Source organism: Microbulbifer sp. ARAS458-1 (assembly GCF_045348205.1).
In the GTDB taxonomy this organism is placed as follows: Bacteria; Pseudomonadota; Gammaproteobacteria; order Pseudomonadales; family Cellvibrionaceae; genus Microbulbifer.
The window spans coordinates 3,296,567-3,321,107 of sequence record NZ_CP155838.1; the positions used below are offsets into that span (position 1 = coordinate 3,296,567).

Annotated in this window: 17 protein-coding genes; 7 read left to right on the forward strand and 10 right to left on the reverse strand. The window is 57.3% G+C overall.

All coding sequences use genetic code 11. The annotated features are described in order from the left end of the window. Positions 1–255: 255 nt before the first annotated feature. From AAFH99_RS13790 to AAFH99_RS13800, 3 genes are all read right to left on the reverse strand, one after another. Positions 256–426 carry a hypothetical protein gene (locus AAFH99_RS13790; RefSeq protein WP_406827996.1) on the reverse strand — a complete coding sequence of 57 codons (171 nt, stop codon included), beginning with the start codon at positions 424–426 and terminating at the stop codon, positions 256–258. A 319-nt stretch (positions 427–745) separates the two neighbouring features. Beyond that, a complete protein-coding gene (gene ttcA / locus AAFH99_RS13795) occupies positions 746–1,687 on the reverse strand; it encodes a tRNA 2-thiocytidine(32) synthetase TtcA (RefSeq protein ID WP_406827997.1) in 942 nt (313 codons plus the stop codon). Between the two features lie 261 nt (positions 1,688–1,948). Continuing rightward, on the reverse strand, positions 1,949–2,647 hold the full coding sequence (locus AAFH99_RS13800) for an arylesterase (RefSeq protein ID WP_406827998.1): 699 nt from the start codon (positions 2,645–2,647) through the stop codon (positions 1,949–1,951). Positions 2,648–2,702: 55 nt separating this feature from the next. On the opposite strand from AAFH99_RS13800, the gene AAFH99_RS13805 reads away from it, so the two are divergent. From AAFH99_RS13805 to AAFH99_RS13825, 5 genes are all read left to right on the forward strand, one after another. Continuing rightward, a complete protein-coding gene (locus AAFH99_RS13805; RefSeq protein ID WP_406829182.1) occupies positions 2,703–3,488 on the forward strand; it encodes an ABC transporter ATP-binding protein in 786 nt (261 codons plus the stop codon). Further along, a complete protein-coding gene (locus AAFH99_RS13810) occupies positions 3,488–5,956 on the forward strand; it encodes an ABC transporter permease (RefSeq protein WP_406827999.1) in 2,469 nt (822 codons plus the stop codon). The genes AAFH99_RS13805 and AAFH99_RS13810 overlap by 1 nt, the downstream gene beginning before the upstream one ends. Before the next feature lie 255 nt (positions 5,957–6,211). Continuing rightward, the gene (gene bioA, locus AAFH99_RS13815) at positions 6,212–7,483 is read left to right on the forward strand and encodes an adenosylmethionine--8-amino-7-oxononanoate transaminase (RefSeq protein WP_406828000.1); all 1,272 of its coding nucleotides are present in this window, start codon (positions 6,212–6,214) and stop codon (positions 7,481–7,483) included. Between the two features lie 200 nt (positions 7,484–7,683). Continuing rightward, entirely contained in the window at positions 7,684–10,515 is a 2,832-nt protein-coding gene (locus AAFH99_RS13820) for a glycoside hydrolase family 9 protein (protein WP_406828001.1), read from the forward strand. Between the two features lie 97 nt (positions 10,516–10,612). Beyond that, on the forward strand, positions 10,613–12,502 hold the full coding sequence (locus tag AAFH99_RS13825; protein ID WP_406828002.1) for a cellulase family glycosylhydrolase: 1,890 nt from the start codon (positions 10,613–10,615) through the stop codon (positions 12,500–12,502). Between the two features lie 102 nt (positions 12,503–12,604). Here AAFH99_RS13825 and AAFH99_RS13830 read toward each other — a convergent pair whose 3' ends face one another. The 3 genes from AAFH99_RS13830 to AAFH99_RS13840 all read right to left on the reverse strand — a co-directional run bounded on the left by AAFH99_RS13830 (position 12,605) and on the right by AAFH99_RS13840 (position 16,987). Next, positions 12,605–13,237, reverse strand: coding sequence for a thioredoxin family protein (locus AAFH99_RS13830; RefSeq protein ID WP_043318596.1), 633 nt, complete (start codon positions 13,235–13,237; stop codon positions 12,605–12,607). Between the two features lie 37 nt (positions 13,238–13,274). Continuing rightward, positions 13,275–15,341 (reverse strand): protein-disulfide reductase DsbD family protein, encoded by a 2,067-nt coding sequence (locus AAFH99_RS13835; protein ID WP_406828003.1) that lies wholly within the window; start codon positions 15,339–15,341, stop codon positions 13,275–13,277. Positions 15,342–15,541: 200 nt separating this feature from the next. Next, the gene (locus AAFH99_RS13840; protein WP_406828004.1) at positions 15,542–16,987 is read right to left on the reverse strand and encodes a catalase; all 1,446 of its coding nucleotides are present in this window, start codon (positions 16,985–16,987) and stop codon (positions 15,542–15,544) included. 201 nt (positions 16,988–17,188) lie between these two features. Here AAFH99_RS13840 and selD point away from each other — a divergent pair, with 201 nt between their 5' ends. Then, the gene (gene selD, locus AAFH99_RS13845; RefSeq protein WP_406829183.1) at positions 17,189–18,226 is read left to right on the forward strand and encodes a selenide, water dikinase SelD; all 1,038 of its coding nucleotides are present in this window, start codon (positions 17,189–17,191) and stop codon (positions 18,224–18,226) included. An 11-nt stretch (positions 18,227–18,237) separates the two neighbouring features. Then, positions 18,238–19,344, forward strand: coding sequence for a tRNA 2-selenouridine(34) synthase MnmH (gene mnmH / locus AAFH99_RS13850; protein ID WP_406828005.1), 1,107 nt, complete (start codon positions 18,238–18,240; stop codon positions 19,342–19,344). A 63-nt stretch (positions 19,345–19,407) separates the two neighbouring features. On the opposite strand, the gene sucD is transcribed toward mnmH, so the two are convergent. From sucD to odhB, 4 genes are all read right to left on the reverse strand, one after another. Next, the gene (gene sucD, locus AAFH99_RS13855; RefSeq protein ID WP_043318603.1) at positions 19,408–20,280 is read right to left on the reverse strand and encodes a succinate--CoA ligase subunit alpha; all 873 of its coding nucleotides are present in this window, start codon (positions 20,278–20,280) and stop codon (positions 19,408–19,410) included. A gap of 122 nt (positions 20,281–20,402) precedes the next feature. Further along, positions 20,403–21,563, reverse strand: coding sequence for an ADP-forming succinate--CoA ligase subunit beta (gene sucC / locus AAFH99_RS13860; RefSeq protein ID WP_043318605.1), 1,161 nt, complete (start codon positions 21,561–21,563; stop codon positions 20,403–20,405). Positions 21,564–21,715: 152 nt separating this feature from the next. After that, positions 21,716–23,158 (reverse strand): dihydrolipoyl dehydrogenase, encoded by a 1,443-nt coding sequence (gene lpdA / locus AAFH99_RS13865; protein WP_043318607.1) that lies wholly within the window; start codon positions 23,156–23,158, stop codon positions 21,716–21,718. A gap of 171 nt (positions 23,159–23,329) precedes the next feature. Continuing rightward, complete coding sequence (gene odhB, locus AAFH99_RS13870) at positions 23,330–24,532, reverse strand: 2-oxoglutarate dehydrogenase complex dihydrolipoyllysine-residue succinyltransferase (RefSeq protein WP_043318610.1); 1,203 nt, start codon at positions 24,530–24,532, stop codon at positions 23,330–23,332. Positions 24,533–24,541: the final 9 nt, after the last annotated feature.

The window sequence follows — 24,541 nt, forward strand, 5'->3', positions numbered from 1 at the left end:
CGAAAGAATAGGCTGAATCCGTCGTTATTGGTCTTTATTGCGCGTAAATCTACCCATTCGCTGGCGGTTACTCAATCCACAAACTAAACCAAGGGTATGTACAGTTACCAAAAGCCGCCATGGATGGCGGTCACAGACTGAGCAGTTAAGGAAAGCGAAAGCATTATGGGTATTTGTCTGGACGAGCTGCGCCAGTTCGTCGTTCGTCCCACCTTAAAGCAGTTGCGTGCCTGGTCTCCAGGAATGGAGGCTCTGCTACTCGGCACTGCGGCACAGGAATCCGAACTGGGCTTTCACCTCAAGCAGGGGCGTCGCCACGGAATGGGGATTTTCCAGATACTTCCCAGCACCCATCGACAGATATGGGATAAATATCTGATCAATTTCCCTCCGCTCGCTTCCAAAGTCCGCGGCCTTGCCAGCCAACGGGATTTCCTGCAACACCCCCACGCCGAACTCGCTACCAACCTACGCTACGCCACCGCAATTGCCTGGCTGGTGTACCGCGCCGCCGGTGTCGACCATGTGGAAAGTGACAACCTGCCGAAGATGGCCAAGTTGTGGAAAAAACACTTTCACCATGGCCCGAGCGCACGCCTACGGGATTTTGTAGACAGCTATAGCAAACTGGTGAAACCCACCGAAAAACCTTCACCTGAAAACGAAAAAGCCGCAGTAAAAACCGCGGCTAGGGAAAAGACAGCTAGCAAGAAAACCGATTGCCTGCTGATGGAAGAAGATGAGCTTATAGATTCCGCGCCTCAATATACATCGGCTGCGCCGCCTCCTCTGCGGGCTCCGGCCCCTCATCGCGCGCATCCTCCGGAATCCACGAATCCACGTACTGCTCGATCGCACGCGCGTCCACCGCAGGTGCGGGCTTAGAGCGATCCAGCTCCAGGCTTTCAAAATCGTACAGGTCCCGATCCGCCAGCTGCGAGGGTGAAACCCGTGTCAGTGCGGCGAAGATATTGTCGCTACGACCGGGAAACTTCCTGTCCCACTCATTCAACATCCCCTTGATCGCCTGACGCTGGAGGTTCTCCTGACTTCCGCAAAGATTACACGGAATAATCGGGAACTGCTTGTGATCCGCAAACGCAATCAGATCCGTCTCGCGGCAATAGGCCAGCGGGCGGATCACAATATTGCGCCCGTCGTCCGCGCGCAGTTTCGGCGGCATCGCCTTCAGGCGGCCACCATAAAACATATTCAGAAACAGCGTCTCGACTATATCGTCTTTGTGATGCCCCAGGGCCACCTTGGTGGCACCGATTTCTTCGGCAAAGCCATACAGAGTGCCGCGGCGCAGGCGTGAGCATAGGCCGCAGGTAGTCTTGCCTTCCGGCACCACCTCCTTCACCACACTGTAAGTGTCCTTGTTCACGATGTGATAAGGCACGCCAATGGATTGCAGGTATTCCGGCAAAATATACTCCGGGAAACCCGGCTGCTTCTGATCCATATTCACCGCCACCAGTTCAAAATGCACCGGCGCCGTCTTCTGCAGATTCATCAGGATTTCCAGCATCGCGTAGGAATCCTTACCACCAGACAGGCACACCATCACCTTGTCGCCCTCTTCAATCATATTGAAGTCAGCGATCGCCTTGCCCACATTGCGACGCAGGCGCTTTTGCAGCTTGTTGAATTCCAGCCGCTCGCGGCGGTTTTCCAGATCAGACATTGGGTAGTTCTCGAAAATTCTTGAGGTATTGCAAGTGGGCCGGTCAGCATTGAAAACTATTGCGCTAAGGCGCTGACACCGGTGAAGCCATTGCGGGACCGTCTGTGGCCATGGATGGCCACAGCCGAGCGTTCATGGATGAACTCGTAGCGTGTCCCGCAATGGCTTCACCGGGGACAGGGCCGCCCCGGAGCCATCTACGAAGCCCCACCACTAAATGGAGCCCCAGCAAAAATCAGGGCGCGATTGTACGCTTTCCGATCAGGAAGTGCACAGGCTATCGGACCGAGCATCCTCATTAGCTTTTAAAATGGCTTCCAGGCAGGGCCACACATGATCCAGCAGAGCCGGCTGTGCCTTGGCCGTGGGGTGAATACCATCGGTCTGCATCGCCCCCTCCACCAGCGCTACCGTCTCCAGAAAGAACGGCACCAGCGGCACCTGCTGCTCTTCGGCCACCTTCGGATAGACCGCCGCAAACGCCTTGGTGTACGCCTTACCGTAATTTGGCGGCATCTGCATACCCAGAATCAGCACCTCCGCGCCCCCTTCCCGGGCCAGCTTCACCATCCGCGCCAGGTTGTTGTGCAGCGCCCGCGGTGGGTAACCGCGCAGACCATCATTGCCCCCCAGCTCCAGCACCAGCCAGTCGGGTGAATACTCACTCAGTAAGCGTGGCAAACGGGTCAGGCCACCGGCGGATGTTTCCCCGCTGATACTGGCGTTCACCACCTTCACCGCCAGCTCCTGTTCGGCTAGCCGGTCCCGCAATAACTGCACCCAACCCTCGCGCTCATCCAGGCCATAGGCCGCACTGATACTATCTCCCAGTATCAACAGAGTGCCCTCTTCTGCAGCCGGCTCATCCGCTCTCGCCGTGTACCCGTAACACAAAGCGGTCAACAGCAGACCACACACGATAAAACCGGGGGCAAGGTGCCGGAAAAAAACTGCCGCCATGTCATACTCTCCACTTCTGAACACGCACATTTTGCAGGAATTACAGGGACTTGCCATGTCAGTGATGCTCAAAGCCGAAAACCTTCAACACCGCGTCAGTACCAGCGAAGGCCCGCTGACCCTTCTGAACGACATTTCCCTGCAACTTCCCCCCGGCCAGAGCCTGGCTATCACCGGGGCTTCCGGCTCCGGCAAATCCACCCTGCTGGGCCTGTTGGCCGGCCTCGATCGCCCCACCGAAGGCAAGATCTGGCTCGCGGGCGAGGAAATCACCGCCATGGACGAAGAGCAGCGTGCCACCCTGCGCGCCCGCTGTGTCGGCTTCGTGTTCCAGACATTCCAGCTGCTGCCCGGCCTCACCGCGCAGGAAAACGTCATGCTGCCAAGCGAACTTCGCGGCGAGCGCAACGCCGGCAAGCGCGCCGAGGAATTTTTAGAGCGCGTCGGCCTCGGCCATCGCCTGCACCACTACCCGCGCCAGCTGTCCGGTGGCGAGCAGCAGCGCGTCGCCATCGCCCGCGCCTTTTGTAGTATCGCTGCCGGCGGACGCAGTATTGCCAACCAGAGCTCTGACACCTCTTCCGGAATAAATAGCGGCATTCTGTTCGCCGACGAACCCACCGGCAGCCTGGACGCCAATAACGGTGAGAAAGTCATCGACCTGCTGTTCAACCTCAATGCCGAGACCGGTACCACCCTGGTACTGGTCACTCACGAACAGCGCCTCGCCGAGCGCTGCGGTGCCCACCTGCGCATGGCCGCCGGTGAAATCACCAGTGCCGATATTCCCGACTCGTTTTTAGGAGATCAGTTTGGTGATCAGACGGAGGTGTCCGCCTGATGCTGCCACTGAAACTCCTCGGCCGCGACTGGCGCGGCGGTGAACTGGCTCTCATTGCCACCGCCCTGGTGCTGGCGGTCACCTGTGTCACCGCAATCGCCCACTTTTCCGACCGACTCACTCGTGCCATGCATATCCAGTCCCAGAGCTTCCTGGCTGCAGAGCGGGTGGTACAGAGCAGCAAGGAAGTCCCACAGGCATGGTTGGCCAAAGCCGATGAACTGGGGCTGAAGCAGGCCCAGACCACCACCTTTGCCTCCATGCTCTCCGCCGGAGATGAATTCCAGTTCGCCTCGGTAAAAGCCGTGAGTGATGACTATCCGTTGGTCGGCCACCTGGAAATGCGTGCAAGTGCGGATGACATTTCCCGCGAGATCCATCAGGGCCCACCTCCCGGAGAAGTGTGGCTGGAAGCGCGCCTGCTGCCGCTGATGAATCTGTCGATCGGCGACGACCTGCAGCTGGGTGACACCGATCTCAGGGTCGCCGGTATCCTCGACCACGAACCGGACCGCGGTGCCAATCTCTTCTCCATGGGCGCGCGCGTGATGATGCACCAGTCGGATCTCGCCGCCACCAACATCCTGCAGCCCGGCAGCCGCGTCACCTATCGCTACCTGTTTGCCGGTGACGACTCGACTCTCGACCAGTATTTCGATTGGCTCAAACCCCAGCTCACTGACCACCAGCGGGTGATCGACCTGGAAGAGGGCCAACCCCGTGTCGCCCGCACTCTGGATCGCGCAGAGAGCTTCCTGTTTCTGGCGGCCAGCCTCGCGGTACTGCTCGCCAGTGTTGCCGTCGGCCTCGCCGCCCGCCGTTACGGCCTGCGCCACGCCAACTACGTGGCGGTGATGAAAAGCCTCGGCGCCGGCAAGAGCAAAATACTCGGAATCTACATTGGCCAGATGACCGCCCTGGCCCTGATCGCCACCGCCATCGGTCTCGCCCTCGGTTCCCTCATCCAGTCCCAGGCGGTAAACCTGCTGGAAGGCTTCTTCCCGGTTACCCCGCCCCCCAGCGGCCTGCAACCTCTGCTCGTGGGTCTTGCTACCGCCGTCGCCTGCGTGATCGGCTTCGCCCTGCCGCCCCTGTTCCGCCTCGCCCAGACCGCCCCCATGCAGACCCTGCGCCAGGACTGGAGCAATCCGGACAAGCGGGAATGGCTCGGCCTGACCCCCGGCCCCCTGTCCATGCTGCTGTTGATCTGGTGGCTCTCCGGCAGCATCGCCATCACCGTCGCCCTGCTCGCCGGCCTCGGCCTGCTCGTGGCTGGCGCCGCCCTGATCAACCGCCTGCTGGTGCGCGGAAGACTCGCGTCCCTCGGCGGCAGCTGGCGTATTGCACTGGGCAGCCTGCAACGCCGTGCCGGCTTCAATACTCTGCTGATTGCCGCCTTCGGCACCAGCCTGCTCGCCATGCTCGCCATGTACTACGCGCGCACCGCACTGATCGACGAATGGCAGATGCAACTCCCGGCAAACGCCCCCAACCACTTCCTCGTCAACATCGCCCCCTACGAGCTGGATGGCGTGAAGCAAAAAGTGGAAGGCAAAAACCTCGAAGGCACCGACTTCTACCCCATGGTGCGCGGCCGACTTATCGCCGTAAATGGCACCCCTGTGGACGAACGGAAACACCAAACCGGCGCCATCCGCCGCGAACTCAACCTGAGCTGGACCGACACCCTCCCCGCCGACAATAAAATTGTCGCCGGTGAATGGTGGGATGAAGACCTCAACAAAGGCGTCTCTCCCCAAGGTGTTTCGGTCGAAGTCGAAGTCGCCGCCCGCCTCGGTCTCCAACTCGGCGACATCTTGCGCTTCTCCATCGGCGGCCTCGAAACCGAAGCCACCGTCACCAGCCTGCGCACCCTGGACTGGAACAGCATGCGCCCCAACTTCTTCATGCTGTTCGCCCCGGGAAGCCTCGACACCTTCCCCGCCACCTACATCCAGAGCTTCTACCTGCCGCCGGAAGACAAACTGTTCGTCAACGAACTGGTGAAAAACTTCCCCAGCGTCAGCATCATCGAACTGGACAAAATCCTGGAAAATATTCGCGAAACCATCGGCCAGGTCGCCATCGCCGTCGAGTCCGTTCTCGCGCTCATGTTAGTCGCCGGCGTACTCGTACTGATCGCCGGGGTCCGCGCCAGCATCGCCGAACGTTTGCAGGAAGCCGCCGTAATCCGCACACTGGGCGGCCGCCGGCAACTGCTGATGCGCAGCCTGATGATCGAGTTCGGCTTGCTGGGTATTGCCGCCGGATTACTCGCTGCCTTTGGGACCGAAGCCACACTGGCGGTACTGACCCAGCGGGTCTTTGATATGCCGTTTAATTTCCACCCGGGACTGTGGCTGATCGGGCCGCTGGTTGGGGCATTGCTGGTTGGTACCGCGGGTACGCTGGCGTGTCGCAGTGCGGTTAGTCAGCCGCCGCTTAAAGTTCTGCGGGAATTGGCTTGATTAGCGGCTTCGTAGCTCTGGATTCCGGTACCGGATCAAGTCCGGCACAGGCTCTGCGCCGGAATGACGATAAAACAGGGCTTACGAAGTACAGAAATCAAATGCGAAGGGCGGGCGCCGGGTATTCATTTTCAGAAGCGTCGCAAACAGGATGTTTGCGCCGCAGCGCCCAGGGATGGGTTCACAGCGGTTCTGAAAATGAATACCCGGCGACCGGCCGCCACAAAACCTGATAAAGAAGAATTCCACCAAACCATGATGGATTTAGAGTTCGATAAAAACCATATCTGGCACCCCTACTCCTCCTTGATTAATCCACCGCCCGTGTACCCCGTCGCACGCGCCGAAGGGGTCAGAATTTACCTGGAAGACGGACGCGGATTGATCGACGGCATGGGTTCCTGGTGGAGCACCCTGCACGGCTACAACGTTCCCGAACTAAACGCCGCCATGCAAAACCAGATGGAAAAAATGAGCCACGTCATGTTCGGTGGCCTCACCCATGAACCCGCCATCGAACTTTGCAAAAAACTCGTCGCCCTCACCCCGGAGCCACTGCAGAAAGTCTTCCTCGCCGACTCCGGCTCCGTCTCCGTCGAAGTCGCCATCAAAATGGCCCTGCAATACTGGCACTCCCAGGGAAACCCGGAAAAAAACAAACTGCTCGCGCTGCGCAACGGCTACCACGGCGACACCTTCGGCGCCATGGCCACCTGTGACCCCGTCACCGGCATGCACCACCTGTTCGCCAGCCAGCTCACCCAACACCTGTTCGCCCCCGCCCCCAAACCAAAATTTGACGAACCCTGTACAGAGCAAGACACCGCCGAACTGCAACAACTGATCGAACAGAACCACCAAGACCTCGCCGCCGTCATCCTCGAACCCATTGTCCAGGGCGCCGGCGGCATGCGCTTTTACTCCCCGGAGTATCTGAAGCGTGTGCGTGAACTCTGCGACCAATACGATCTGCTCCTGATCGCCGACGAAATCGCCACCGGCTTCGGCCGCAGCGGCAAAATGTTTGCCTGCGAGCACGCCGGAATATCCCCCGACATCCTCACCCTCGGCAAAGCCCTCACCGGCGGTACCATGACCCTCGCCGCCACCCTGTGCACTAACAAGGTGGCCAACGGAATCTGCAACGGCGAAGCCGGTGTATTCATGCACGGCCCCACCTTTATGGGCAACCCCATGGCCTGCGCCGTGGCCAACGCCAGTATCGACTTGCTACTGCGAAGAAACTGGCAACAGCAGGTTGATCGAATTGAAACCCAACTGAAAGCGGAACTGACCCCACTGAAAAATGCCGAGGGCGTTGCCGACGTTCGGGTACTCGGCGCCATTGGTGTCGTGGAAATGCAAAAGCCCGTAAATAATACAACCGTGCAAGAAAGCCTGATCAATCAAGGTATCTGGTTGAGGCCATTTGGAAAGCTCGTGTACACCATGCCCCCATACATAATTAGTACAGGCGACCTAAGTTCGCTCACTTCTGCCATGTGCAAAACCCTGTCGACGCTGTAAAAATTTAATCAAAAAATCGAAGTCTCCCTCCCCTTTTTAACCCCGTCGCCATGGCAACGGGGATCTCGTCACACTTCAAAAACGCTGGCGTAAATTTCATTCCAGCAGCGGTTACATACACGTCCTTCTGTTGCGAACTATAGATTCGCTGGGCAGTTGATCCTGCCCGCAGATAAAGAATCAAAAATGAAGGAAGTCCCATGAAGCGAATGACTCGAACCACAAAACCGCTTGCAGCCGCGATCGCCGGTGTAAGCATGGCGGGCATCGGCCTGTTTTCTACTGGTGCCGTCGCTGCCAACTACGGTGAAGCACTGCAAAAATCCATCTATTTTTATGAGGCTCAACAATCCGGTCCCATCCCTGGCTGGAACCGTAACGAATGGCGCGGCGACTCCGGCATGCAGGATGGTGCCGACAACAACGTAGACCTCACCGGTGGCTGGTACGACGCAGGCGACCATGTAAAGTTCGGTTTCCCGATGGCAGCAACAGCGACCATGCTCGCCTGGGGTGCCATTGAGAACCAGGCGGCCTATGCACAGACCGGTCAGCTCGAACATCTGAAAAATAACCTGAAATTTGTCGCTGACTATTTCGTAAAGGCGCATACCGCGCCGAACGAATTGTATGGACAGGTGGGTGAAGGTGCGGTGGATCACGCCTGGTGGGGCTCTGCGGAAGTGATGCAGATGCCACGTCCATCCTACAAAATTGACGAGAACTGTCCGGGCTCGGATCTGGCCGGTGAAACCGCTGCGGCACTGGCTGCGATTTCCATGGTTTTCGAAAATTCCGACCCACAGTATTCAGCGACCCTGCTGGAGCACGCCAAGCAACTCTACAGCTTTGCTGATAACTATCGCGGGAAATATAGCGACTGCATCACCGATGCCACCGCGTTTTACAATTCCTGGAGCGGTTATAACGACGAGCTGGTCTGGGGTGCGGCGTGGCTCTATCGCGCCACAGGCGACCAGTCCTATCTGGATAAAGCCAACAGCTATTACGACAACCTCTCGACCGAGCCACAGTCGCCAGTGCGCTCTTACAAATGGACCCACGCCTGGGACGACAAGGGCTATGGCAGTTACGTGCTGATGTCTATGCTCACCGACAACCCCCAGTATCGCGCTGACGCCGAGCGCTGGCTGGACTACTGGACCACCGGCTATGAAGGCAACCGCGTAACCTATACCCCCGGTGGCCTGGCGCACCTGGATCGCTGGGGCGCCGCCCGTTATGCCTCCAACACCGCTTTCATCGCGCTGATCTATTCCGACTACCTGAAAGCAAACGATGCGGACAACCCCAAGGCACAGACCTACTACGACTTCGCCGTCAGCCAGATGGAATATCTGCTCGGCGACAACCCGATGAATATGAGCTATCAGATCGGCTACGGCTCTGTGTATCCCACATCACCGCACCACCGCACCGCACACGGCTCCTGGAACGACAGCCTGTCTGACCCGGTGGATAACCGCCACACTCTGGTGGGTGCACTGGTGGGCGGTCCGGATGCCAGTGATGGGTTTGAAAATGACCGCGGCGATTACATTCTCAACGAAGTAACCACCGACTATAACGCCGGCTTCACCGGCGCCCTGGCACGCCTGTGGATGGACTTTGGCGGCAACCCGATTCCGGAAGACAGCTTCCCGGCACCGGAAGAGCGGGATACAGAATTCTTCGTAGATGCGAAGCTGAATTCCACCGGCCCGCGCCACACCGAAATCAGCGCGCGCCCGCATAACCGCAGCGCCTGGCCGGCACGTCTGACCGACAACCTGAGCCTGCGTTACTGGGTGGATATTTCCGAGCTGGTGGATGCCGGCTATTCTGCCAGCGACCTGGAACTGAATACCGCCTACAACCAGGGCAGTGATTTTACCGGCCCGCACCCCTGGGGTGATCCCGCAGACAATATCTACTACGTCGAAGTGTCTTTCGAGGGTGTGGATATCTTCCCCGGCGGCCAGTCCGATAGCAAAAAGGAATCCCAGTTCCGGATTGGCGTGCGCGAAGGTTTGCCCTGGGATCAGAGCAATGATCCATCCTGGGACAACTACGGCAGCAGCCGTGAAGAAGCGCCGCGCATTGCCCTCTACGACGACGGCAATCTGGTCTGGGGTGAGGAGCCCGGTGAAGGTTGCGGCGGCAGCTCCGGTGTGAACTGTGTTCCGGTGGCTGACGACGTTTTCGTTGAAACCGGATTCGAGTCTCAGGTGATGGTAACCCTGTCCGGCAGCGATCGCGACGGCAGCATCACCGGCTACACCGTGGAAACCTCCCCGGGTAACGGCAGCCTGAGTGGCACTGGCGCAGAACTGCTGTACACACCGGATGCCGGCTTCTTCGGCATCGATAGCTTCACCTACACCGTCAGTGACGATGCCGGCGCTGTTTCCGCACCGGCCACCGTGACCATCGATGTAGAGTCCCCGCCCATCCCTGCGGTCAGCATCACCTCGCCGGCCAACGGCAGTACCTTTGAGGAAGGGGAAGACATTACCGTGCAGTACACCCTGCAATATGCAGACGGTGTAAACCTGTACCTGGACGGAGCGCTCACCGGCAGTGCCAATGGTGCCACCGACCTGGTAATTGATGCCCCCTCACTCGGCAACCACGTGATCGAAGTGCGCGCTGTGGACGATGGTGAAGAGCTTAGCGCTACCGACAGCGTTTCCATCGTCGTGGAAGAGCAATCTTCCGGTGGTGGAGAAGGTGTGCAGTGCTCCGTGGACACTGCCGACAGCTGGAACACCGGCTTTGTCATCAATAACATCGTTGTGGAAAACAACGGTGATAGCGCCATCAGCAGCTGGGAAGTAACGCTTACGTTTGCCAACCCCATCAGCATCGTGAATGGCTGGAACGGCGAGTTCCAACTGTCCTCTGATGGCCGCAGCGTCAGCGTCACCAACGCCGCCTGGAATGGAAACCTGCAACCGGGCGCCTCTGCCAGTGCCGGCTTCCAGGGCGGACACAATGGCGACTTCGCCCTGCCAACCTGTAGCGCTGACTGATATCCGGTAGCACCCACAATGAGCATCCGACAGACATCGCGTCTGTCGGGTGTTTTTCCGTTTCTCTTCAAATATTAATTAGAGTCTTGAAAATACAATGAAGACATTGACAACACTTTCATTGGCCACTGCGCTGGCCGCGTCCCTCTCTGCTCCGTCATTTTCCGAGGCACTGCCAGATGACGATTGGCTGCGTGTGGAAGGCAACCAGATTGTCGATCAACAGGGCAACCCGGTATGGCTGACCGGCGCCAACTGGTTCGGATTCAACGCCAGTGAGCGGGTATTTCACGGCCTGTGGGCAATAAACCTCGAAAACGCTATGGCGGATATCGCCAGCCGCGGTATCAATATTCTCCGTGTTCCCATTTCCACGGAACTGATTTACGAGTGGCAAAGCGGTATGGCCGCAGTGCCGAGCATCAACGACTACGCCAACCCGGAGATTGCCGGGAAAACCACACTTGAGATTTTCGACACCACAGTGGCGCTTGCGAAAAAGTACGGCGTCAAAATCATGGTGGATGTACACAGTGCCAAAGCGGATAACTCCGGTCACTTCGCGCCCATGTGGTACAACGAAGAGCTCACTTCCGAAATTTTCTACGAAACCTGGGAGTGGATGGCGGATCGCTATAAAAATGATGACACCGTCATTGCATTCGATATTGAGAACGAGCCTCACGGCAAACCCTGGGCGGATTCTCCCTACGCCAAGTGGGACAGCTCTACTGACGAAAACAACTGGAAATACGCCTGCGAAACTGCGTCCAAGCGTATTCTCGCCATCAATCCCAACGTGCTGGTTCTGTGCGAAGGCATCGAGTCTTACCCGAAGGACGGCGTGACCTGGGACAGCGATTCCAGTAAAGATTTTCACAACTACTGGTGGGGCGGCAACCTGCGCGGTGTGGCAGATCACCCGATCGATCTCGGCCCGCACCAGGATCAGCTAGTCTACTCACCCCATATCTACGGTCCGTCGGTCTACCTTCAGCCCTGGTTTGAGCCGGACTTTACCTATGAATCCCTGATGGAGGACGCCTGGAGAGACAACTGGTTCTACCTGTATGAACAGGGAATTTCGCCGCTGCTGTTCGGTGAATGGGGCGGCTTTATGGACGGCGGTCAGAACGAAAAATGGATGACCTACGCCCGCGATCTGATTGTGGAGCACAAGCTGCACCACACCTTCTGGTGCTTGAACCCCAACTCCGGCGATACCGGCGGTCTCTGGGGCTATGACTGGAAAACCTGGGATGAAGAAAAGTACGCGCTGCTCAAACCGGCACTGTGGCAGAACACGGATGGCAAGTTTGTAGGCCTGGATCACCAGGTGCCACTTGGCAGCAGTGAAACAGGTATTACGGTAAGCGAGTTTTACGGCAATGATAATCCGGTGCTGGATATCGTGACGCCGACTTCCGGTAGTGAATACTTGGTAGAAGAAACAATCACCGTCGCTTTCAACCAGCGCAAAAGCAGCGGTGCCAACATCTATATCGATGGTGGCCTGGTCGCCAGTGCGGAAAGCAGCCCCACCACCATTACCGCACCGGCAGCAACAGGTAGCTACCTGTTAGAGCTTGTCGCGCTGGACAGCGCGGGTATCGAGCTGTCTGCAACGGATAGTGTACAGATTCAGGTGGTTGATGAAGTGATACCGGATCCAGAACCGGAATCCGACATTGCCTGTGTACCCGGTGAAGCCGACAGCTGGACAGACGGATTTGTACTTAACACCATCACTGTCACCAACAACGGCGACAGCGCGGTAAGCGGCTGGGAGGTCAAACTGAACTTCAGCGGGGGCAATACCTTTGACAGCGGCTGGGGTGGCAACTTCACCGCAGAAAATGGGGGCACTCTGGTCACCGTTAGCAATCTGGCATGGAACGGCAACCTGCAGCCCGGTGCGAGTGCCAGCTTCGGTTTACAGGGTACTCATACCGGAAGCTATGTAGAGCCCACCTGTACGGCGAACTGATTTCCGTACCCGGGAACTAAGAGCACCAACTGAAAAGGCCCTCAGGGATACTTCCCCGAGGGCCTTTTTATTTGCACGACTTGTGATTCAGCAATAACGAAATCAATACTTGACGCTACAGCCGTATGCACGACTCGAAGCCACCGCCACTTGCTCGCCTTTCAGTGCCGCATCAAATGCTGCGGCCACATAATTGTTGGAGGTGGGGATGACCGCGGGATTGGCGGAATCGTTATCGTCGATCGCACCGGCGTAAACTACCTGCCCTTCCGGGTTAATGATAAACATATGTGGTGTAGTCTTGGCCCCGTACGCGCGCCCCATACTGCCGTCGGTATCCAACAGGAAGGGAGCGCTTGCCGCGAGCTTGTGGCTCTCCGCCACTTCCAATGCCTGCGCCGGTTCCAGGTAGCCCTGCTTGCCTTTCGCAGAAGAGATAACGGTCAGCCAGTTGATGTCCTGGTCGGTGTACTTTTTCTGTAGTGCCTGCATATTGCCACTACCGTAATGTTTCTTCACATAAGGGCAGTCCTTGTTGAACCACTCCAGCACCAACCACTGACCTTTGTAGTCTTCCAGGCTGCGGGTCTCGCCTTTTGCATCCACCTCACTGAACGCCGGTGCCTGCTCGCCGGGGACCGCGACTGCCATTGCCAACGCCGGTAGCGCAAACAGCGCGACACTGCTGATAAATTGACGAAAAGACCGTTTACCACTTACACGCTGAGTATTCACGATGACGCATCCTCTTGGTTGAAAATAGGGTAAAAAATTACTTGTTGTCGAATAGGGCTTCAATCATGTCCGTCTTCAAAATCTGCGGCAGCAATACTGGCTCCGTTTCTCCCGGTGCATACCAGGCGTAAACCGGTACCGAGTTTCTTCCCAGCTCCCCCAGTGCCCGGGTGATTTCCGGGTTCTGGTCGGTCCAGTCGGCCCGCACCAGATACACGTCATTCTCCCGGAACAGCGCCTCAACTTCCTGGGACTCCAGCACCAGCTTTTTGTTCACCTGACAGGTAATACACCAGGCTGCGGTGTAGTCGATAAATACGCCCTGCTCACGGGACAGCGCCTGATTGATCGCACTGCGATCGTAGGGCTGCCAATTGCTGCTCTCCTGCGCCAGTGCCGCTCCTGCGGCGCCACTATGCTGCAGCTTGTTGGCGGCACCAAAACTCAATACCAGTGCCGCCAGCACCAGCCCCCAGGCAAGCCAGCGGCTACCGCGGAACCCATGGCGCCCGAGCCAGAAAGCGAACACGATGGTCAGCATCAGCATGGCCCCAATCAGCCAACCGCTTTCACCCACCAGGCGACCCAGCACCCACAGCAACCAGATCACCGTGGCGTACAGCGGGAAAGCAAGGAACTGACGCAGGGTCTCCATCCAGGGCCCCGGCGCCGGCAAGCGGTTTAGCAACGCGGGAAAAGCACACAGCAGAACAAACGGCAATGCAAGCCCGATGCCCAACCCGAGGAAGATCGCCATGGCGCCGTATGCCGGCAGTAAGGTGGCGGCACCCAGCGCGGCACCCATAAACGGTCCCGTACAGGGAGCTGCCACAAATACCGCCAGTACGCCGGTGACAAAAGATCCCCCGCGGCTGTTTCCGGCCAGGTTCATCAGGTGATGGCCAAACTCGTACAGACCACTGAACGACAGCGCCATAACCCAGAACAGTAGAATCAGCCCCAGCACCACCGGTGCCGACTGCAACTGGAATCCCCAGCCAATCGCTGCGCCACCGGCCCGCAGAACCAGCAGCAGCGCTCCCAGCACAGCAAAGGTCACCAGAACCCCGGCGGCATAGCGCAGGCCCTCGTTCAGACGCTCACCGGCGTGCTTTTCCGGGCCGACCAGGCCAAACAGCTTGATCGACAGCACCGGAAACACGCAGGGCATCAGGTTGAGAATGGCCCCTCCGGCAATGGCCGCCAGCACCAGCAGCCATAGAGGCTGTCCGCCATCCACCGGACTCGGCGCAGCAGTGGCCGCCGCCTGAATATCTAATTGCTCCAGCTGCCAGGCTCGAGAGCCATCGCTGATCACAAAACCGGTGCTGTCCGGTAAGGGCGCACCGGGCACCCGCTGGAAGGTGTAGCCGGTGGTGCTGCCGGACTGTGCAATCTGAGGGGCTTTGGCGGTCAGCAGGTTTCCATCGAGGGGGAAGACCGCCGGCGCTTCCGAGGAAGCGCCTTCACCCGCTTCCAGTACCAGCTGCAGACTGTCGCCGTCCGCTTCCGCGGTAACGTTCCGCACAGACCAGGGAAAACCGGTATTGCCGCTGACCGCAAGCGGAATCTGCGCGGCAAACCGATCTCGCAGCGCTCTGTCGCCTTGCGGCCACACCACCTGGTCCGCCACCGGGCGCGATAGGCTCATGGCACCGAAGCCGGGGATACAGTCCACCTTGCACACCAGCCACTCCAGATTCACCACCAGCTCCATGCGCTCGGCTTCCGGTGTCACTGTGAACAGGTAGGCCACGTCACCTTCATAGCCGAGGTTGGTAAGGTGCTCGATGGGTAAACGCACCGGGAACGGCCACTGGATCTCGCCAACCTTGCCGCTGGCACCGATAAAATCAAAGCGCGGTGCAGCACCGGAATCGCCAGCGTTGCGCCAGTAGACGTGCCAACCGGGATCAACCTCGAAGTAAAAACCAATGGTTTCCTCACCGGGACCGAAGGTATCCGGCGCCAGCCAGCGAACGTTTACATGGTCGCCACTGGCCGTTTCCTGAGCGGAAGACAGTGTGCTCCAGCCCGTAAACACACTTACAAGCAGCAGGAACAACAAGGGAAATAGAGTGCGGTGCACGGACGTATTCGACAAAAGAGACTCCACCTGACAGCCAGAACCGGTCGACCGGTCATATTGTTATACGCGCCGATCATTCAAATAGATTGTCGGCCCGGCTGCAAGGGGGGATTCGATAAGGTGAGAACGGGTGCGATAAGCGGATGCTGAGGAGAGCCGGGTAGCCGGGCTCAGCCCGGCGGAAAAACAGAGGGCCCGCAGTGCGGGCCCCTTGATCACTGCCCTTTCACGCCCTTCTCAATACGGTCACCGATGTCCCTGTCCACGTTGCGCCAGTACTCGAAAGCGCGCTTCAGGACTTCTTCGGAGACGCCAGCGGAGAGGTGCCCCACGACATTGGACACCAGGCGTTCCCTGCCCCCATCGTCCATGACCTCACGCACCAGCGTACCTGCCTGCACAAAATCGTCATCCTCTTTGTGGGGGATATAGGCAGCGTGCATAAATTCACCACTGGCTTCCCATTTCTCGGTGTAGCTATGGTTTGCACTGGGCCCTCCTTTGCTATTGGGGGCATATACTGGATCGGTAACATTGTCGACCCGCAACGCACCATCCTTGCTGTAGCTGTGTACCGGGCATTTTGGCCGGTTTACCGGGATCTGTTTGTAGTTGACCCCCATACGCGCGCGGTGGGCGTCCGCATATGAGAACACCCGTGCCTGCAGCATCTTGTCTGGACTGAAACCGATACCCGGTACCACGTTGTTGGGCTCAAACGCCGCCTGTTCGATCTCGGTGTGGAAATCCGTCGGATTGCGATCCAGCACCAGTTTGCCAACTTCGTGCAGCGGGTAGTCTCCGTGCGGCCACACTTTGGTCAGATCAAAAGGGTTGAAGCGATAGTTCGCGGCTTCCTCATAGGGCATGATCTGCACGTGTAGTGTCCAGCTGGGGTGATCTCCGCTGGCGATGGCCTCAAACAGGTCGCGACGGTGTGCATCAGAATCCTGCCCGGCAATACGATCCGCCTCTTCCTGAGTCAGGCACTCCACACCCTGGTCGCACTTGAAGTGATATTTCACCCAGAAGCGTTCTCCTTTGGCATTCACCCACATATAGGTATGGCTGGAATAGCCATTCATATGTCGATAAGACTTGGGAATACCACGGTCACCCATCAACCAGGTTACTTGGTGGGCAGACTCCGGCGACAGGGTCCAGAAGTCCCATTGCATATCGTGGTCGCGCAATCCGTTGTCCGCGCGGCGTTTCTGGGAGCGGATAAAATGCTGGAACTTCATCGGGTCACGGATAAAAAATACCGGCGTGTTATTACCCACCAGATCGTAGTTACCCTCGGAGGTATAAAATTTAAGTGCAAAACCCCGTGGGTCGCGCCAGGTGTCCGGGCTGCCCTTCTCTCCGGCCACGGTAGAAAACCGGATCAGTGTGTCGGTTTTGGTATTGGGTTGAAATACCGCAGCCTTGGTATATGCACTCACGTCCCGGGTAACCGTAAAGTGCCCGAAAGCACCGGAACCTTTCGCGTGGGGCTGGCGCTCTGGAATATGCTCCCGATTGAAATTGGCCATCTGCTCGATCAGATAGTGATCCTGCAGAATGATGGGGCCCTGGGCGCCCACTGTCAGAGAGTATTCGTCACTGGCTACCGGAATACCGGCGTCATTGGTCGTGCGCTTCGAGTCGTCTTTTTTCACGTTCTGCTCCTCAGATTATCGCGATATTGGATCCGGATACCGCGCACCGGAATCATTAGGAAACAGAGGAAACCATAGTGCACTCATGCCCACATTGAATGAACCCAGACACACCCACTGCTAAAATGAACGCCAATTGACACCAACTGCTCCAACTTACAGGGTGCGAAGCAAAATGAGACCAGTATGCCAGCTTCCAATATCGACAAAGCCATTCGTCTGACACAGTACAGTCATGGCGCAGGCTGCGGCTGTAAGATCGCTCCCGCGGTGCTGGACAGGATTCTGGCAAACAGTGGAAGCAGCGCGGATCCCCTCCTCTGGGTAGGTAATGATTCCCGCGACGATGCGGCCGTATACGCCCTTGATGAATCCCGTGGCGTGGTATCCACCACCGACTTTTTTATGCCCATCGTAGACGACCCCTACGACTTTGGCCGCATTGCCGCCACCAATGCCATCAGTGACATCTACGCCATGGGGGCAGCCCCTATAATGGCTATCGCCATACTCGGTTGGCCAGTCAGCCTTTTGCCGCCGGAAGTGGCACGAGAAGTCATTCGCGGCGCGCGAGCCGTATGCGCAGACGCTGGTATTCCACTTGCCGGAGGTCACTCCATTGATGCACCGGAGCCCATTTTCGGACTCGCGGTAACCGGAATCGTCGACAAACAGCAATTGAAACGAAATAACACCGCAACCGCTGGTTGCGCGCTGTACCTCACCAAACCACTGGGCATCGGCATTTTCACCACAGCGGAAAAGCAGGGAAAGCTGCGAGAACAAGATATCGGCAGCGCATTGCAGCAAATGTGCACCCTTAACCGTGCTGGCAGCGTGTTTGCAAAACTCCCGCAGGTTAGAGCCATGACCGACGTCACCGGCTTTGGTTTACTCGGCCACCTGGTGGAAATGGCGGATGGCAGCAGGCTCTGCGCGCGTATCAATTACGATGCCGTGCCGCGACTTGATGGAGTGGAATACTACGTGGATCAGGGGTGTATCCCCGGTGGTACCGAGCGCAATTTCGACAGTTACGGCAAGCGGGTACGACTTGCCAGTGAGTTACAAAAACCTCTACTGGCCGACCCGCAGACCAGTGGTGGCCTGTTGCTTGCCGTAGAACCTGAAGGCAACGCGGAATTTCTCTCCACGGCGGCTCAGAATGGACTGCAATTATTGCCGATCGGAACGCTGGAAAATTCGTACACCGGCGGCCCGGCTGTAATTGTGGAATGAGGCAATAAGCGGTGCGAGAAAATCATCGGTCCGATACCGCAGACTACCGGTCAGTCTTTCTAGACGACCGGCCACTGATTGATACCCGTGCACCCACGGAATTCATCAAAGGGTCCTTTCCCACCGCTATCAATCTACCATTGATGAGCGACAGCGAGCGCGAAGCGGTGGGCACCTGTTACAAACAGCGGGGCCAACAGGCAGCCATTGCTCTTGGGCACGAATTGGTGTCCGGCAAGACCAAGGAAGCACGAGTATCCGCCTGGGTACAATACGCCCGAGACAACCCAGACGGCTACTTATTCTGCTTTCGCGGTGGCCTGCGCTCCCAAATCAGCCAGCATTGGCTGCACGAAGCCGGTATTGATTACCCGCGGATTACCGGTGGCTACAAAGCCATGCGAAACTTCCTGATTGATGAACTGGAAATTGCCGCACACGATTGCCGGTTTACCATCCTGAGCGGCATGACTGGCACTGGAAAAACAGAAATCATCGCGCAACTATCGAATGCCATAGATCTTGAAGGGCATGCCAATCACCGCGGCTCCAGTTTCGGCAAAAAGGCCACGCCCCAACCGACGCAGATCAACTTTGAGAATGGACTGGCCATTGACCTGTTAAAGCGCCGCGCCCGTAAACAGAATCACTTTGTCTTGGAAGACGAGAGTCGCCTGATCGGGAAATGCTCCATCCCTTTTTCCCTTCACCGAAAAATGCAGCAAAGCCCCATCGTATGGCTTGAAGACGATTTCGAACAACGGGTTGATCGTATCCTTGACGACTATGTCATTAAACTCTGTGACGCATTTATTCGAGCGCACGGTCGTGAACGTGGCGCAGAGATTTACGCGGCATCGCTCCGTCAAAACCTGTTCAGGATTGCTAAACGCCTCGGCGGAAAACGTTTTCAGGAAGTCGATGCCATTATGCAGGAGGCGCTGCGGCAACAACTCGATTGCGGCGACACCAGCAGACACCGGTGTTGGATCACCCTCTTGCTACGGGACTACTACGACCCAATGTATCAGCACCAGATAGCAAGCAAAGCCGAGCGCACCCTGTATCGGGGTCGTCGCCATGAGGTAATTGAATACCTTCAGGCGGGAAGTGATTAGAGCGCACATAAAAAAACGGGCCTCGATGAGGCCCGTTTTTCGAAAGAACACAAATGGCAAAACTTACCAGCCGGTTACTTCCTTCAGTGCATCGCCAATTTGCGCCAGGGAGCGTACGGTTTTAACACCGGCATCTTCCAGAGCAGCAAATTTCTCGTCCGCGGTACCTTTACCACCGGAGATGATCGCACCGGCGTGGCCCATGCGCTTTCCGGGAGGAGCGGTTACACCCGCGATGTAGGAAACGACCGGCTTGGTGACGTTTTCCTTGATGTAAGCAGCCGCTTCTTCTTCAGCGGAACCGCCGATCTCACCGATCATAACGATCGCTTCGGTCTGTGGATCGTTCTGGAACAGTTCCAGAATGTCGATGAAGTTGGAGCCCGGGATGGGGTCGCCGCCAATGCCCACACAGGTGGACTGGCCGAAGCCGTGGTCAGTAGTCTGCTTTACGGCTTCGTAAGTCAGAGTACCGGAGCGGGAAACGATGCCCACTTTACCCGGCTTGTGGATGTGACCCGGCATAATACCGATTTTGCACTCACCGGGAGTGATCACGCCCGGGCAGTTCGGGCCGATCAGGCGTACGCCCAGCTCGTCACACTTAACCTTGGCGTCCAGCATGTCCATAGTAGGGATGCCTTCGGTGATGCACACGATCAGCTTGATGCCGCCGTTGGCTGCTTCCAGGATGGAATCCTTACAGAAAGGCGCCGGCACGTAGATGACCGAGGCTTCTGCCCCGGTAGCTTCTACAGCTTCTTTCACAGTATCGAATACTGGCAGGCCCAGGTGAGTCTGGCCGCCTTTGCCCGGGGTTACACCGCCGACCATTTTTGTACCGTACTCGATCGCCTGCTCGGAGTGGAAAGTACCCTGAGAGCCGGTGAAGCCCTGACAGATTACTTTAGTGTCTTTGTTAATCAAAACGCTCATTGATGAGTCCTCAAATTCTTGCTCGCTACGGAGTGATATCCATCCCTGGAGCCGCATTCCGGCCCGGCCATCCATGGCCGGTCGCTGACAAAGCTGCGGAAACACTCAGTTTCCGGACTATGTCAGCCCGCAGCTTTAACCACTTGCTCTGCAGCATCGGTCAGGCTGGTTGCAGCGATGATGTTAAGGCCGCTGTCGCTCAGAACCTTGGCACCCAGGTCTGCGTTGTTACCTTCGAGGCGAACAACTACCGGAATCTTAACGCCCACTTCTTTCACAGCGCCGATTACGCCTTCTGCGATCATGTCGCAACGCACGATACCGCCGAAGATGTTGATCAGAACGGCTTTTACGTTCTCGTCAGACAGGATGATTTTAAACGCTTCAACAACGCGCTCTTTGGTCGCACCGCCACCAACGTCCAGGAAGTTGGCCGGCTTGCCGCCGTGCAGGTTGACGATGTCCATGGTACCCATTGCCAGGCCAGCACCGTTTACCATGCAGCCGATGTTGCCATCCAGCGCTACGTAGTTCAGGTCCCACTTGGCTGCGTGTGCTTCGCGCTCGTCTTCCTGAGACGGGTCGTGCATTTCACGCAGGTCTGGGTGACGGTACAGCGCGTTGCTGTCGATCACGATCTTGGCGTCCAGACAGTGCAGGTTCTTCTCTGGAGTGATGACCAGCGGGTTGATTTCCAGCAGCGCCAGATCTTTTTCTTCAAACATTTTCGCCAGACCCAGGAAGATCTTGGTGAATTGCTTGATCTGGTCGCCTTCGAGGCCCAGCTTGAACGCCAGTTCACGGCCCTGATAAGGCTGAGCGCCTACCAGCGGATCAACGGTGGCTTTCAGGATTTTTTCCGGAGTCTCTTCCGCAACTTTCTCGATCTCGACACCACCTTCGGTGGAGGCCATGAAAACGATACGACGGGTAGAGCGGTCTACCACCGCACCCAGGTACAGTTCCTGTTCGATGTCGGTGCAGCTTTCCACAAGGATGCGGGAAACCGGCTGGCCGTTTTCGTCTGTCTGATAAGTTACCAGGTTGTTACCCAGCCACTTTTTCGCAAATTCTTCAATTTCCGCTTTGGAATCTACCAGCTTTACGCCGCCCGCTTTACCGCGGCCACCAGCGTGTACCTGGGCTTTAACAACCCACTTGTCGCCGCCGATTTCATCTGCTGCCGCTGCTGCCGCTGCCGGGGTTTCCGCTGCAATGCCTTTGGAAACCGGCAATCCGTATGCTGCAAACAGTTGTTTGCCCTGATACTCATGCAAGTTCATAGTCAATACCAATTCACATTTGAAATGTGTTTACCAATTGCAGATTGCTCTGCACCTTTAGACAGGATTCTGACTCTGCTTCATTACAAAAATCAGCACCCTGAAATGAATCCGGGGCGGAAACTGCTTTCCGCCCCGGTATAACGGGTCGCTTACTTGCGCTTTTTACGGTTGGCCATATGAATGGCGTGACCGTTGACGGCGAGTGCCGCCTCCTTGACCGCTTCGGAGAAAGTCGGGTGCCCGAATACGGTCATACCGATGTCTTCCGCGCTGGAACCGAATTCCATGGCAATCGCTACCTGCTGCACCAGATCGGAAGCGCTCGGGCCTACGATATGGGCACCCAGGACACGATCGGTTTCGGCATGAGCGATGATCTTCACCATACCGCCGGATTCGTTCGCCGCAACCGCACGGCCTACCGCCAGGAACGGGAACACACCTACGTTGTAGGGCTCGCCGTCGGCCTTCACCTGCTCTTCGGTGCGGCCAACCGCAGCGATTTCCGGGTGGGTGTAGATCACGTTCGGGATCACGTCATAGTTCATCATTGGCTTCTGGCCGGCGATGCGCTCGGCAACCACTACGCCTTCTTCAGACGCCTTGTGAGCCAGCATCGGGCCGCGCACCACGTCACCGATCGCCCATACGCCCGGTGCAGAAGTCATGCACAGGTCGTTGACGTAGATGAAACCGCGCTCGTCCAGCTTTACACCGGCATCTTCAGACAGCAGACCTTCAGTGTACGGACGACGGCCCACACACACGATCAGCTTGTCGAAGGTTTCGGTCTGCTCTTTGCCGTCTTTGTCCTGATAAGTGACAACGACTTCTTTGCCTTTCACTTCACTGCCGGTTACGCGGCAGGAAAGACGGATATCGAGACCCTGCTTCTTGAAGATTTTCTGAGACTCTTTGGCGATCTGCTGGTCCATGATCGCGAGGAAGCTGTCCAGCGCTTCCAGTACCACCACGTCGGATCCCAGGCGATTCCACACGGAGCCCAATTCCAGGCCGATAACACCAGCACCGATCACACCGAGGCGCTTGGGCACTTCGGTGAATTCCAGTGCGCCGGTGGAGTCAACAATCACTTTATTGTCCACCGGTGCCGGCGGAATATTTACCGGTACAGAACCGGAAGCGAGAATGACATTCTCCGCTTCGTAGGTGGTGGTCTTGCCGTCTTTATCGGTTACTTCCACTTTCTTGCCAGCCAGCAGCTTGCCGGTGCCCTGGATCGAGGTAACCTTGTTGGCCATAAACAGGCCGGAGATGCCGCCAGACATCTGCTTTACGACGCCTTCTTTGCGCTCGATCATTTTCTTGACGTCGATCTTTACCTTGCCGGTATCGATGCCGTGCACGTCGAGAGAGTCTTTGGCTTCATGGTATTTCCAGGAGCTGTCCAGCAGCGCCTTGGAAGGAATACAGCCCACGTTCAGACAGGTACCGCCATTTACGGTCTTGCCTTCTTCACTTACCCATTTTTCAACACAGGCAGTTTTCAGACCCAGCTGCGCTGCGCGAATAGCAGCGACATAACCACCGGGGCCGGAGCCGATTACGATTACGTCAAATTTTTCTGACATGGTCTGTTCCAAATTTGAGTGGATTCAACGTATGCGAGTATTTACCCGCATAACCGGGGAGCTCCCGGTATTCCCTGAGACGGTCTTGATGCCGTTGATGCCAGCGCGAATGGCTGACTCATTGTTTAGGGCAGCAGCAACGACTGCCACCCCATCTCCAAAATACTCTGCTTACACTTCCAGCAGGATGCGCGCAGGATCTTCGATCATTTCCTTGATCGCAACCAGGAAGCCAACCGCTTCCTTGCCGTCGATCAGGCGGTGATCGTAAGACAGCGCCAGGTACATCATCGGCAGGATTTCTACCTTGCCGTCGACCGCCATCGGGCGCTCCTGGATTTTGTGCATACCCAGGATCGCTGTCTGCGGTGGATTCAGGATCGGGGTGGACAGCAGGGAGCCGAACACACCACCGTTAGTGATGGTGAAGGTACCACCAGTCATCTCTTCGATGGACAGTTTGCCATCGCGGGCACGAACGCCCAGATCACGGATATTGTTTTCCATATCCGCCAGCCCCATGTTTTCCGCGTTACGCAGAATCGGGACCACCAGACCTTTCGGGGAGGAAACCGCAACACCGATATCCTGGTAGCCGTGGTAAACAATATCGTCACCATCGATGGACGCGTTCACCGCTGAGTAGCGCTTCAGTGCTTCTACGGCCGCTTTTACGAAGAAGCCCATAAAGCCCAGGCGAGTACCGTTGTGGGTTTTCTCGAACAGGTCTTTGTAGTTCTTGCGCAGATCCATGATCGGCTTCATGTTCACTTCGTTGAAGGTAGTGAGCATGGCGGTGGACTGGGACGCGTCGAGCAGACGCTCGGCGATGCGCTTGCGCATACGGGTCATGGGTACACGCTTCTCAACGCGCTCACCCGCAGCAACTTCAACCTGGGCGGCAGCCGCCGGTGCGCTCGCCGCAGGGGCGGAGCCGGCTTTCATCACGTCTTCTTTCAGAACGCGACCACCTTTACCAGTGCCTTCAACACCGGCCAGGTCTACGCCTTTTTCCGCCGCCATTTTCTTGGCAGACGGCATGGCAATTTTTTCGCCGCTGGCAGCCGGGGCTTCCGCGGCCGGTGCTTCGGCTGGAGCCGGTGCGGCTTCAGAGGAATCACCAGCGCTGCCGCCGGCACCTTCCTCAAATTTGGCGATAACTTCATTGGACAGAACGGTATCGCCCTCGCCCTTGATAATTTCGCTAATGGCGCCGTCAGCCGGTGCAACTACTTCCAGCACAACTTTGTCAGTTTCGATATCCACGATCAGTTCATCGCGGGACACAGCTTCACCCGGTTGTTTGTGCCAGGTAGCAACGGTGCCGTCCTGTACAGATTCCGGGAATGTTGGCGCTTTAATCTCGATGGTCATTGTTCCTGT